The organism is Faecalibacterium sp. AF28-13AC (assembly GCF_003478405.1).
GTDB classification, from domain to species: domain Bacteria; phylum Bacillota; class Clostridia; order Oscillospirales; family Ruminococcaceae; genus Faecalibacterium; species Faecalibacterium prausnitzii_E.
Window position 1 is genome coordinate 307,081 of the sequence record NZ_QUFG01000001.1, and the last position, 11,315, is coordinate 318,395.

The following is an 11,315-nucleotide window of genomic DNA, read 5'->3' on the forward strand; positions in this document are numbered from 1 at the left end:
ACCTTATGAAAACAGACGCCGCGTATGTTTGGACGTGTCTTCGCCCCCGCCCGCGGGACAGCCACAAGGGCACCTTCGGGGCCGTGCTGGCCGTGGCAGGCAGCGCCAGCTACCGGGGCGCGGCAGCGCTGGCGGTGGAGGGCGCTCTGCGCACCGGCGCGGGTATCGTCACGCTGGCCAGCGTGGAACCGGTGCTGGCGGCGGTGTCTGCCCGCCTGCCGGAGTGCTGCCTCTGCCCCTGCGAGGCCGGGGCCGAAGGGGGCATCGCGCCGGAGAGCATCCCCCGCATCCAGCGCCAGAAGGCGACCGTCCTTCTGCTGGGGCCGGGTCTGGGCTACACGGCCCAGAGCGCGGCCCGCGCTGCCGAGACTCGGACGCTGGTGCAAACGCTCCTGCCCGGCTTTGCGGGCAGTGCCGTGCTGGACGCCGACGGCCTGAACGCTGCCGCCGACCTGCTGCAAGCTGGAAAAACGCTTCATCCGAAGGGTGAACTGATTTTAACGCCCCACCCCGGTGAGATGGCCCGGCTGACCGGGTTGTCCGCTGCGGCCATCCACGCCGACCGGGAGGGTACCGCCCTGCGGTTTGCCAGAGCGTGGAACGCCGTGGTCGTGCTCAAGGGGGCGCAGACGGTCATCGCGGCCCCGGATGGCCGGTGCGCGGTGAACCCCACCGGCAACCCCGGCCTGTCGCGCGGGGGCAGCGGCGATGTGCTGGCCGGTATGACCAGCGCCCTGCTGGCCTGCGGGCTGCCTGCCTTTGAGGCTGCCGTCTGCGCGGTCTACCTCCACGGGGCCGCTGCCGACCGCGCCGCCGCCGTGCACGGCGAAGCCGGGATGCTCCCGCACGACCTCTTTGCGGCCCTCGGCACCCTGTTTGCCGAGAACGGCCGCTGAACCAGAGAACCAAAAGAAACGCTTCCTTTCCGCCGGATTTGTGTTATACTGGACGTGTAACCAAATCTGCTGGAAAGGGGCGTTTTTTGTTATGGTTCCTGCGCTGGAAAAGATCATCCAGGAGAGCGACAGCATCGTCTTCTTCGGCGGTGCGGGCGTCTCCACGGAGAGCGGCATCCCGGACTTCCGGAGCGTGGACGGGCTGTATCATCAGAAATACGATTACCCGCCCGAAACCATCCTGAGCCACACCTTCTGGGAACAAAATCCAGAGGAATTTTACCGTTTTTACCGCGATAAGCTCATCGTGAAAGGGGCAAGGCCCAATGCAGCCCATCTGCGGCTGGCCAAACTCGAACGCGAAGGCAGGCTGAAAGCGGTCGTCACCCAGAACATCGACGGCCTGCACCAGGCGGCGGGGTCCAAAACGGTCTATGAGCTGCACGGCAGCACCCTGCGCAACTACTGCACCGGATGCGGCAAGTTCTACGACATCGACTTCATCGCCAACAGCACCGGTGTGCCTCGCTGCCCGGACTGCGGCGGCATCGTCAAGCCGGACGTGGTGCTATACGAAGAAGGGCTGGACGACGAGGTCGTCTCCGGGGCCGTGCAGGCCATCCGCCGGGCCGATACCCTCATCGTGGGCGGCACCAGTTTGGTGGTCTACCCGGCGGCGGGGCTGCTGCGGTATTTCCGGGGCCGGCATCTCGTCGTCATCAACATGCAGCCCACCCCGGCGGACGAAAGCGCAGACCTGTGCATCGCCCAGCCCATCGGGCAGGTGCTCCGCGAGGACGTGGAATTGGAGGAGAAGCGATGAAAGCCGTCATTCTGGAACGCTATGTCATGCACGAGGGCGACCTCGACTGGTCGGGGGTCAAGGCCCTCATCCCGGATACCACCAGCTACGTCCGCACGGCCTACGAGGAGATCGCGCCCCGCATCGGGGATGCCGAGGTCGTCTTCCTCAACAAATGCCGGATGGATGAAGCCATTCTGGCCCAGTGCCCGAACCTGAAGTTCGTGGGCATCATTGCCACCGGCACCGACAATCTGGATCTGGACGCCTGCCGCCGCCATGGCGTGGCCGTAGCGAATGTGCCCGGCTACTCGACCTACAGCGTGGCGCAGATGACCTTCAGCCTGCTGCTGGCCATCGTCCAGTGTGCCGAGCGGTATGACCGCGCCGTCAAGGACGGCCTGTGGCAGCTGGACATCCCGGCAGGCTACGGCCTGCTGCCCCAGAGGGAGCTGTACGGCAAGACCTTCGGCATCTACGGCTACGGCAGCATCGGGCGGCAGACGGCCCGCATCGCCAGAGCATTCGGGATGCGGGTACTCGTCTGCACCCGGACCGTCCGGCCGGAATATGCCGCCGACGGTGTGGAGTTCGTGGCGTTTGCCGACCTGCTGAAGGAGAGCGACGTCCTCAGCCTCCACTGCCCGGCCACGCCCCAGACGCGGGGGCTCATCGGTGCGGAGGCGCTGGCGCAGATGAAGCCCGGTGCCATCCTGCTGAACACCGCGCGCGGTGCCCTTGTGGACGAAGCAGCGGTCACGGCGGCGCTCCGCAGCGGGCAGCTGGGCTTTTACGGGGCCGACGCCTTTGCCACCGAACCCCTCCCGGCGGACAGCCCGCTCCGGAAGGAACCCCACGCCATCCTCACCCCGCACATTGCATGGACGACAAAGGAAGCGCTGCAGAACCTGATGGACATCACCACCCGGAACCTGCGCACCTTCCTGGACGGAAACGGCGAGCACATCGTCAACCGATAACAATGAAAAAGGAGAACGAATCATGCAGGCAACCATCCACAACGAATTTCTGACGCTGACCGTGGACACCCTTGGCGCGGAGGCCGTCAGCCTGAAGAATGCAGCGGGCGAAGAGCTGCTCTGGCAGGCCGACCCGGCGGTCTGGAAGCGTCATGCGCCCATCCTCTTCCCCTGGACCGGCAAACTGCCCGGCGGCACCTTCACCCATGGCGGCAAGACCTACAAGGGCGGCCAGCACGGCTTTGCGCGGGATCTGGAGCACACCCTGCTCCGCGCCGAGGGCGACACCATTGAGCTGGAACTGCGCTCGGACGATGCGATCAAGGCCGAGCGCTTCCCCTTCGATTTTGTCCTCACTAGCACCTTCCGGCTGGAGGGGAAGACCGTCCACCACACCCTGACGGTCGCAAACCCCGAAACCGCCGCAGAGGAGCTGCGCTTCGGCATCGGCTACCACCCGGCCTTCCGCATCCCCTTTGATGCCAGCCACACCACCACCGATTACGAGTTCCGCTTCGACCAGCCCGAAAGCCCGATGATTTTGGATGCTTACCCCAACGGCCTGCTGACCGGCAAATGCGGCTACCGGTGGAAGAACGTCTCCGCCATCCCGCTCACGGACGACCTCTTCGCCAACGACAGCTTCTGCATGGCGGGCCTGCGCACCAGGACGCTGGGCATCTACGAAAAGGACACCGGCCGCCACATCGTCTGCAACGTCGAGGGCTACCCGTATTCCCTCATCTGGTCGGCCCCGGCAAAGCCGGTCCGCTTCGTCTGCATCGAGCCGTGGCAGTCCCTGCCCGGTGCCGAGAGCGACCCGCAGGCCTGGACCGAACGCGCTGCCGCCGCCTGCCTCGCCCCCGGCCAGCACTGGGCCACGACCCTGAGCACGACATTCGAGCGCTGAAGTAAAATTTGGCAAAGAATCTGGAAAACCTCTTGACAGCGGAGACGCAGTCTGATTTAATGAGACCCGATAAAAGGGAGTAAAGGGCGCTCCGCAGGGTCTGCGGGGTGCTGCATGGCAGCGTCATCACGGCAGAAATGCCCGATGTCATGTGTTCGCTTGAGACTTTTGTCACAGACAGGGTGCTGTGGCAGGAGTCTCTTTTTTCTTGCCTTTGGCACCGGAACACGAGGAGGTAAAACTATGAACTTTCTGAACACGTTCGCCGGGCTCTTTTCCAATTTTGGGAATCTGACCTGGCAGATGGTGGTGATGTGGGGCATCGGTGCGCTGCTCATCTACCTTGCCATCGCAAAAAAGATGGAGCCGAGCCTGCTGCTGCCCATGGGTTTTGGTGCCATTCTGGTCAACCTGCCCCTGTCGGGTGCCATCACCCAGGGGGAGACCGTCGGCCCCATTTCGGCCCTGTTTGAGGCGGGCATGTCCAACGAGCTGTTCCCGCTGCTGCTCTTCATCGGCATCGGCGCCATGATCGACTTTGGCCCCCTGCTGGAAAAGCCGTGGCTCATGCTCTTTGGTGCAGCGGCACAGTTCGGCATCTTTTTCACGCTGTTCCTGGCGGGCTTCTTCTTTGACCTGAAGGATGCCGCGTCCATCGCCGTGATCGGTGCAGCCGACGGACCCACCGCCATTTTCGTGGCCAACACCCTCAACTCCCAGTACCTCGGTGCCATCATGGTGGCTGCCTACAGCTACATGGCGCTGGTGCCCATCGTGCAGCCGCCGGTCATCAAGCTGCTGACCACCCGGAAGGAACGCCGCATTCGGATGTCCTACGAGAAGGGCAGCGTCTCCCAGCTGACCAAGATCCTGTTCCCGATCGTTGTGACCATCATCGCGGGCATGGTGGCCCCGGCCAGTGTGGCGCTGGTGGGCTTCCTGATGTTCGGCAACCTGCTGCGGGAGTGCGGTGTACTGAATGTGCTGAGTGAAACGGCACAGAATGTGCTGGCAAACCTCATCACCATCGTGCTGGGCCTGACCGTGGCCGGGCAGATGACCGCAGACAAGTTCGTCCGGCCCGACACCCTGCTGATCCTCGCACTGGGTCTGGTGGCCTTTGTCTTCGATACCGCAGGCGGTGTGCTGTTTGCAAAGCTGCTGAATCTCTTCCTGCCGGAGGGCAAAAAGCTGAACCCGATGATCGGCGCTGCCGGCATCTCGGCCTTCCCCATGAGCGGCCGCGTCGTCAACAAGATGGGCCTGGAAGAGGACAACCAGAATTTCCTGCTGATGTACTCCATCAGCGTCAACGTTTCGGGTCAGATCGCGTCCGTCATTGCAGGCGGCCTGATCCTGACTCTGATGGCCTAACGGAGGTGTGTTTATGCTTCATCTTTCTTCGTGGATGACCACTCTGCCCATCATGGTGATCGGAATGGTCGGCATCATCCTCGTCATCGGTGTGCTGGTCCTGGCGGTGATGCTGCTGAACCGGCTGACGGGCCGGAAATAAGACCGGACCAGAAAAAACAGAAAAGGCGATGCAGTCGTACAAAAACTGCATCGCCTTTTTGCTTGCAAAAAATTACAGGGCCTGGATGGCGGTCTGGATGCGCTCGGCGGCGGTCTTGGTCTTCTCCGCATCGCCGAAGGCGGTCAGGCGGAAGTAGCCCTCGCCGCATGCACCGAAGCCGACGCCGGGGGTACCGACGACGCCGCAGTTCTCCAGCAGCCAGTCGAAGAACTCCCAGCTCTTCATATTGCCGGGGCAGCGCAGCCAGATGTAGGGGCTGTTCTTGCCGCCGCAGTACCACACGCCGCATGCGTCCAGCGCATCGGCGATGACCTTGGCGTTCTGGCGGTAGTAGTCGAGGTTCTGCTGGATCTCGGCCATGCCGCTCTCGGTAAAGACGGCGGCAGCGGCGCGCTGCACGACGTAGGGCACACCGTTGAACTTGGTGGTCTGACGGCGCAGCCAGAGTTTGTTCAGGTTCATGCCCTCGCGCTCCAGCTCCTTGGGCACGATGGTGTAACCGCAGCGGGTGCCGGTGAAGCCTGCGATCTTGGAGAAGGAGCAGATCTCGATGGCGCATTCGCGGGCACCCTCGATCTCGAAGATGCTGCGGGCCAGGTGCTCGTCGGTGATGAAGCACTCGTAGGCGGCATCGTAGAGGATGACGGCGTTGTTCTTGCGGGCATAGGCCACCCACTCCTTGAGCTGCTCGCGGGTGTAAGCGGCGCCGGTGGGGTTGTTGGGGCTGCAAATATAGATGATATCTGCCTTCACATTCTCATCGGGCATCCCCAGGAAACCGTTCTCCTGGCTGGTGCGGCCGTAGATGATCCTGCGGCCGTCGGTCACGTTGTCGTCCACGTAGGTGGGGTAGACGGGGTCCGGAACCAGAACGGTGTTGTCCACATCGAACAGGCCCAGCACGTTGGCCAGGTCGCTCTTGGCACCGTCGGAGATGAAGATCTCATCCTCGTCCAGCCGGGTGCCGCGGCCGGCATAGTAACCCTGGATGGCCTGCTTCAGGAAGGGGTAGCCCTGCTCCGGGCCGTAGCCGTGGAAGCCTTCCTTGGTGCCCATCTCGGCGGCGGCGTCCTGCATGGCGGTGACGACGCACTTGGCCAGAGGCTGGGTCACATCGCCGATGCCCAGGCGGATGATCTCTTTTTCGGGGTGTGCTTCCTGATAGGCGGCGACCTTGTGGGCGATGTCCACGAACAGATAGCTTGCCTTCAGCTCGCCGTAATGATGATTCATTTTCATTGTATGTTCCCTCGATTCTTTCTAACGTTAGACTTCGATCACAGCTTCGTAAACGGTGGAGGCCGCGCCGGTCATGAGCAGCTGCTGGCCGGGCAGGACCCGGATGGTCAGCTCGCCGCCGCGCAGCGCCACATGGACGTCCTCGCCCGCGGGGCACAGGCCCTGCTCCACCAGAGCGGCCACCGTGGCGCAGGTGCCGGTGCCGCAGGCCCAGGTCTCGCCGCTGCCGCGCTCCCACACCCGCATCTTCAGGTGGGTGCGGTCCACGAACTCGACGAACTCGGTATTGATCCGCTCCGGGAAGTTCGGGTGAGACTCGAACGCCGGGCCGATGGCCTCCAGCTTGAGGCCGTCCACCTCCGGCACAAGGGTGACGCAGTGGGGGTTGCCCACGCTGATGCAGGTGACCTCCCAGGTCTTGCCGTCCACCGTCAGCGGGCAGCGGACCAGCGGCCCTTCGCCCATGTTCACGGCGGGCAGGTCGGCGGCGCGGGTGGAATAGGCCCCCATCTCCACCTGCCACAGCTCCTCGCCCATCCGGGTCAGCGTCTTCCGGCCGCTGCGGGTGTCGATCTTCAGCACGGGCTTTGCTGCGCAGGCCGGTTCATGCACATGCAGCCACTCGGCCACGCAGCGGATGCCGTTGCCGCACATCTGCGCCTCGCTGCCGTCGGCGTTGAAGATGCGCATGGTGCCGTCTGCGCCCGGCGTTTCCGGGGCGCAGATGCAGATGATGCCGTCGGCACCCACCGAGAAGTGCCGCGCCGAGAGCTTCCGGGCCAGCGGAACGATGTTCTCCGGCACGCCGGAGGTCCGGCAGTCCAGATAGATATAGTCGTTGGCGCAGCCCTGCATTTTGGTAAATGAGAACTTCATCGCGTTCATCCTTTCGGTAGTTATAACGAACCTCTTATTATCATAAGAAGCAAACGGGATTCTGTCAAGCGGAAAACTGTGCTTTCCGCAATTTTTATCGGAAATTTCCGCCGCATCCGTGCCGGAATCCAAAACAGGGCTTGACAAGATGCGGCCCATGGGATATAAAAAATAGAGAGTGCTTTGCGCGGCCGGTCAGCTGCGCAGGGCGGACAACAAAGAATCGATGACAAAAGGAGACCGTGACAATGGATACCTTTGAGAAAATTCGTGCCCTGCTGGCGGAACAGCTGGATATCGACCCCGCCAAGATCACGATGGAGAGCGACATCATGAGCGATTTCGAGGCCGACAGCCTGGACATCGTGGATATGGTCATGACGCTGGAGGATGAGTTCGGCATCGAGGTGCCGGATGACGCCATCGAGACGCTGCGCACCGTGGGTGACGTGGTGAACTTTGTGGACAGCCATCAGGGCTGATCCGGACGCTGCAAAAAGGCCCCGTTTCCCGGCGCTGCACACGGCGGTGCTGCGGCGGGGCTTTTAATATGAGTTCGTGCGGAACGGCCTGGGAGCAGGGCGTTTGGCGCACGGCTTTGGAGGATAAAAGAAAATGGCAAAAGACAACAAGAAACTCGTGCAGGCGATCACCAGCCAGGAAGAGAACTTTGCGCAGTGGTACACCGACATCTGTGTCAAGGCAGAGCTGGTCGAGTATTCCAGCGTGAAGGGCTTCATCATCCTGCGCCCCTACGGCCAGGCCATCTGGGAGCTGATCCAGAAAGACATGGATGCCCGCTTCAAGGCCACCGGCCATGAGAATGTGGCCATGCCCGTGCTGATCCCGGAGAGCCTGCTGCAGAAGGAAGGCGAGCTGGTCAATGGCTTCGCGCCGGAGGTGGCGTGGGTCACGATGGGCGGCTCGGACAAGCTGGAAGAGCGTCTGGCGGTGCGCCCCACCAGCGAGACCATGTTCTGTGACCACTGGTCCCGCGTGCTGCACAGCTACCGTGAGCTGCCCATGAAGTACAACCAGTGGTGCAGCGTCGTGCGCTGGGAGAAGACCACCCGTCCCTTCCTGCGCAGCCGCGAGTTCTGGTGGCAGGAGGGCCACACCATCCACGAGACGGCCGCCGAGGCTGAGGCGGAGACCCAGCAGCAGCTGAACTGCTACGCAGACGTCTGCGAGCAGGATCTCGCCATCCCTGTTGTCAAGGGCCGCAAGACCGATAAAGAGAAGTTTGCCGGTGCGGAGGCGACCTACACCATCGAGGCGATGATGAAGGACGGCAAGGCCCTGCAGAGCGGCACCAGCCACTACTTCGGCGACAAGTTCAGCAAGGCCTATGACGTGACCTTCACCGGCCGCGACAACCAGCTGCACCACCCGTTCCAGACCAGCTGGGGCGTTTCGACCCGTCTGGTAGGTGCCATCATCATGACCCACGGCGACGACGACGGCCTGATCCTGCCGCCCGCTGTGGCTCCTGTCCAGGTCGTGGTCGTGCCCATCGCCGCCCACAAGCCCGGTGTTTCTGAGAAGGCCGCGGAGCTGGCTGAGAAGATCAGCAAGTACGCCCGCGTCAAGCTGGACGACAGCGACAACGCCCCTGGCTGGAAGTTCTCCCAGTGGGAGATGAAGGGTGTGCCCCTCCGCCTGGAGATCGGCCCCAAGGATCTGGAGAAGAACCAGTGCGTTCTGGTCCGCCGCGACACCCGCGAGAAGGTCTTCGTCTCTCTGGACGAGCTGGAAACGGCCATCCCGGCCCAGCTGGAGGCCCTGCGCAAGGACCTGTACGAGCGCGCTCTGGCCAACCGCGAAAAGCGCACCTGGGCAGCCACCACCATGGACGAGGTCAAGGAGCTGGCCAAGGCCAACACCGGCTATATCAAGACCATGTGGTGCGGCGACCTGGCCTGCGAGATGAAGATGAAGGAAGAGGCTGGCCTGTCCAGCCGCTGCATGCCCTTCGCGCAGGAGCACCTGAGCGATGTCTGCCCCTGCTGCGGCAAGCCCGCCAGCAAGATGGTCTACTGGGGCGTGGCATACTAAGCCGCCCCACAGTCAGAGCCTGATCCGATGAAAAAAGCAGCTTTCCCGTCCAAACGGGAAAGCTGCTTTTTTGTATCTGCCTATTGACAATCATGTGTCTACTGTATATACTGTAAATATACAGATGAAACGGAGGCGGCAGACATGAATCTTTTCATCGATAACAAGAGCGGTGCACCCATCTACGAGCAGCTCTACACCCAGATCAAGAACCAGATTTTGAGCGGGGAACTGCAACCGGAGGAAGCTATGCCGTCCATCCGGGGGCTGGCGCGGGATCTGCGCATCAGCGTCATAACCACCAAGCGGGCCTACGATGAGCTGGAACAGGAGGGCTTTTTGTACGCTGTGCCTGCCAAGGGCTTTTTCGTGGCAGCGAAGAACACCGAACTGCTCCGGGAAGAAAACCTGAAAAAAATCGAAGCACACCTGACGGAAGCCGTCCGGCTGGCGGCTCCCTGCGGACTGACAAAACAGGAATTGACCGAAATGCTGGAATTGTTGTGGGAGGAATGAAGCATGAATGCACTGGAACTGCACGGCGTACAGAAAACGTATCCGGGTTTCACCCTGGGGCCTATTGATTTGACCCTGCCCGGCGGCACGGTCTGCGGCCTCATCGGCGAGAACGGTGCGGGTAAGAGCACGACCCTGAAGCTGATTTTGGGAATACTTCCACCGGAGTCCGGCACCATCCGGGTGCTGGGGAAAGACGACCTGGAAGCATTCCCCTGCACCAAGGAGGACATCGGCGTGGTGCTGAGCGGCGATGGCATCCCCACCTGCCTTACCGCCGAACAGGTGGGAAAGGTGATGGCGGGCATCTACCGCAATTGGGACGCCGGGGTCTATGCCGGATTTTGCAAGCGCTTTGAACTGCCTGCTAAGAAAAAGTATAACGAATACTCCACCGGCATGAAGATGAAACTCTGCCTTGCAGTGGCACTGTCCCACCATCCGAAACTGCTGCTTCTGGACGAAGCCACCAGCGGCCTGGACCCTGTCGTTCGGGATGAGCTCATCGACCTGCTGCTGGACTTTGTACGGGATAAGAACCATGCAATTTTGATCTCGTCTCACATCGTCAGCGATTTGGAAAAGCTCTGTGACACCATTGCCTTTCTGCACAAGGGCAGGCTCCTGCTCTGTGAGGACAAGGACACCCTGCGGGAAGAATACGCCCTCTGGCACGGCACCGTCGCTCAACTGGAAGAGCTGGCTCCGGACGTCGTGGTCAGCCAGCGGGTCACACCCTACGGGGCCGAAGCGCTGGTCAAACGGGACGGGGTGCCCACTGGAAGCGCCCTGACGCCCGTGAGTATCGAGGAACTGTTTGTATTGATGGTGAAAGGGGAGAAGAACGCATGAAGGGCTTATTATTAAAAGATTGGTACCAGATAAAAAGCAACATGAAGACGATGTACCTTACAGTTCTGGCTGTTCTGGTGATCTGGACTCTGAGCGCATCGGGAGCGTCTACCTTTGCCATGAACTATGCGGCCATTTTTCTGGGCATTCTGCCGGTCTCCCTGTTGGCATATGATCATTCCAGCGGGTGGACAGAGTACGGCCTGACCTTGCCAATGAGCAGAAAAATTCAGGTCGCGGAAAAATATCTTATCGGGGTGATCTGTGCAGCGGTCTCCGTTGGGCTGAGCGGCGTGTCATGCGGCGTGATTGTTCTGCTGGGAAAACCGCTTCCAGATGCCCCGGTTAGCATCTGGATGGAGTTTGGCGTGCTGGCGATACTGCTGATGAATGGCATTATGCTTCCGCTGTATTATCGTTTTGGTCCGGAAAAAGCCCGAATGCTGTACATGCTGATGTTTGCAGGAATGGGGGCCATGCTGGGCGGAGGAATTGCCCTGATGGATGCCTTTTCCGGTGCCAGTGCGGCGGTTCTTGTGAGCGGGCTGCTGGCGGCGGCACTGGTGCTGTACGCCGTGTCGTGGCGGGTATCGGTGGCGTGGTACGGAAAATACAAAAAGTGACAAAAACCGGAACGTGTCTTTCGATGCGT

Annotated in this window: 13 protein-coding genes; 11 read left to right on the plus strand and 2 right to left on the minus strand. The window is 61.6% G+C overall.

Going from position 1 to position 11,315, the window contains the following annotated elements:
• Window positions 1-5 precede the first annotated feature (5 nt).
• The 6 genes from DWY95_RS01485 to DWY95_RS01510 all read left to right on the plus strand — a co-directional run bounded on the left by DWY95_RS01485 (window position 6) and on the right by DWY95_RS01510 (window position 5,104).
• Window positions 6-896: an NAD(P)H-hydrate dehydratase gene (locus tag DWY95_RS01485; protein WP_118551737.1), complete on the plus strand. Its 891-nt coding sequence runs from the start codon at window positions 6-8 to the stop codon at window positions 894-896.
• Between the two features lie 91 nt (window positions 897-987).
• Window positions 988-1,719 (plus strand): NAD-dependent protein deacylase, encoded by a 732-nt coding sequence (locus DWY95_RS01490; RefSeq protein ID WP_118551739.1) that lies wholly within the window; start codon window positions 988-990, stop codon window positions 1,717-1,719.
• Window positions 1,716-2,678, plus strand: a complete 963-nt coding sequence (locus tag DWY95_RS01495) for a D-2-hydroxyacid dehydrogenase (RefSeq protein WP_118551741.1) — start codon at window positions 1,716-1,718, stop codon at window positions 2,676-2,678. The genes DWY95_RS01490 and DWY95_RS01495 overlap by 4 nt, the downstream gene beginning before the upstream one ends.
• 22 nt (window positions 2,679-2,700) lie before the next feature.
• Complete coding sequence (locus DWY95_RS01500) at window positions 2,701-3,588, plus strand: aldose 1-epimerase family protein (RefSeq protein ID WP_118551743.1); 888 nt, start codon at window positions 2,701-2,703, stop codon at window positions 3,586-3,588.
• A gap of 243 nt (window positions 3,589-3,831) precedes the next feature.
• A complete protein-coding gene (locus DWY95_RS01505) occupies window positions 3,832-4,962 on the plus strand; it encodes a sodium ion-translocating decarboxylase subunit beta (RefSeq protein ID WP_097792625.1) in 1,131 nt (376 codons plus the stop codon).
• A gap of 13 nt (window positions 4,963-4,975) precedes the next feature.
• The gene (locus tag DWY95_RS01510; protein ID WP_097792624.1) at window positions 4,976-5,104 is read left to right on the plus strand and encodes an oxaloacetate decarboxylase; all 129 of its coding nucleotides are present in this window, start codon (window positions 4,976-4,978) and stop codon (window positions 5,102-5,104) included.
• 72 nt (window positions 5,105-5,176) lie between these two features.
• Here the strand turns inward: DWY95_RS01510 and DWY95_RS01515 are convergent, their stop codons facing one another.
• Together DWY95_RS01515 and dapF are read right to left on the minus strand one after the other, a co-directional pair.
• Window positions 5,177-6,364 carry an LL-diaminopimelate aminotransferase gene (locus DWY95_RS01515; protein WP_118551745.1) on the minus strand — a complete coding sequence of 396 codons (1,188 nt, stop codon included), beginning with the start codon at window positions 6,362-6,364 and terminating at the stop codon, window positions 5,177-5,179.
• 27 nt (window positions 6,365-6,391) lie between these two features.
• A complete protein-coding gene (gene dapF / locus DWY95_RS01520) occupies window positions 6,392-7,240 on the minus strand; it encodes a diaminopimelate epimerase (RefSeq protein WP_118551747.1) in 849 nt (282 codons plus the stop codon).
• A 248-nt stretch (window positions 7,241-7,488) separates the two neighbouring features.
• Here dapF and acpP point away from each other — a divergent pair, with 248 nt between their 5' ends.
• The 5 genes from acpP (at window position 7,489) to DWY95_RS01545 (ending at window position 11,286) form a co-directional block, all read left to right on the plus strand.
• Window positions 7,489-7,722 carry an acyl carrier protein gene (gene acpP, locus DWY95_RS01525; protein ID WP_097792621.1) on the plus strand — a complete coding sequence of 78 codons (234 nt, stop codon included), beginning with the start codon at window positions 7,489-7,491 and terminating at the stop codon, window positions 7,720-7,722.
• Between the two features lie 133 nt (window positions 7,723-7,855).
• On the plus strand, window positions 7,856-9,295 hold the full coding sequence (gene proS / locus DWY95_RS01530; RefSeq protein WP_118551749.1) for a proline--tRNA ligase: 1,440 nt from the start codon (window positions 7,856-7,858) through the stop codon (window positions 9,293-9,295).
• A gap of 144 nt (window positions 9,296-9,439) precedes the next feature.
• Window positions 9,440-9,811 (plus strand): GntR family transcriptional regulator, encoded by a 372-nt coding sequence (locus DWY95_RS01535; RefSeq protein WP_005932304.1) that lies wholly within the window; start codon window positions 9,440-9,442, stop codon window positions 9,809-9,811.
• A 3-nt stretch (window positions 9,812-9,814) separates the two neighbouring features.
• Window positions 9,815-10,663, plus strand: a complete 849-nt coding sequence (locus tag DWY95_RS01540) for an ABC transporter ATP-binding protein (RefSeq protein WP_118551751.1) — start codon at window positions 9,815-9,817, stop codon at window positions 10,661-10,663.
• The gene (locus tag DWY95_RS01545) at window positions 10,660-11,286 is read left to right on the plus strand and encodes an ABC-2 transporter permease (protein WP_097792617.1); all 627 of its coding nucleotides are present in this window, start codon (window positions 10,660-10,662) and stop codon (window positions 11,284-11,286) included. The genes DWY95_RS01540 and DWY95_RS01545 overlap by 4 nt, the downstream gene beginning before the upstream one ends.
• Window positions 11,287-11,315 lie beyond the last annotated feature (29 nt).

What these genes read in the sequence shown, in the direction of transcription:
- DWY95_RS01485 (WP_118551737.1), top strand. Translation starts at nt 6, where the DNA reads ATGAAAACAGACGCCGCGTATGTTTGGACGTGTCTTCGCCCCCGCCCG.
- DWY95_RS01490 (WP_118551739.1), top strand. Translation starts at nt 988, where the DNA reads ATGGTTCCTGCGCTGGAAAAGATCATCCAGGAGAGCGACAGCATCGTC.
- DWY95_RS01495 (WP_118551741.1), top strand. Translation starts at nt 1,716, where the DNA reads ATGAAAGCCGTCATTCTGGAACGCTATGTCATGCACGAGGGCGACCTC.
- DWY95_RS01500 (WP_118551743.1), top strand. Translation starts at nt 2,701, where the DNA reads ATGCAGGCAACCATCCACAACGAATTTCTGACGCTGACCGTGGACACC.
- DWY95_RS01505 (WP_097792625.1), top strand. Translation starts at nt 3,832, where the DNA reads ATGAACTTTCTGAACACGTTCGCCGGGCTCTTTTCCAATTTTGGGAAT.
- DWY95_RS01510 (WP_097792624.1), top strand. Translation starts at nt 4,976, where the DNA reads ATGCTTCATCTTTCTTCGTGGATGACCACTCTGCCCATCATGGTGATC.
- DWY95_RS01515 (WP_118551745.1), bottom strand. Translation starts at nt 6,364, where the DNA reads ATGAAAATGAATCATCATTACGGCGAGCTGAAGGCAAGCTATCTGTTC.
- dapF (WP_118551747.1), bottom strand. Translation starts at nt 7,240, where the DNA reads ATGAAGTTCTCATTTACCAAAATGCAGGGCTGCGCCAACGACTATATC.
- acpP (WP_097792621.1), top strand. Translation starts at nt 7,489, where the DNA reads ATGGATACCTTTGAGAAAATTCGTGCCCTGCTGGCGGAACAGCTGGAT.
- proS (WP_118551749.1), top strand. Translation starts at nt 7,856, where the DNA reads ATGGCAAAAGACAACAAGAAACTCGTGCAGGCGATCACCAGCCAGGAA.
- DWY95_RS01535 (WP_005932304.1), top strand. Translation starts at nt 9,440, where the DNA reads ATGAATCTTTTCATCGATAACAAGAGCGGTGCACCCATCTACGAGCAG.
- DWY95_RS01540 (WP_118551751.1), top strand. Translation starts at nt 9,815, where the DNA reads ATGAATGCACTGGAACTGCACGGCGTACAGAAAACGTATCCGGGTTTC.
- DWY95_RS01545 (WP_097792617.1), top strand. Translation starts at nt 10,660, where the DNA reads ATGAAGGGCTTATTATTAAAAGATTGGTACCAGATAAAAAGCAACATG.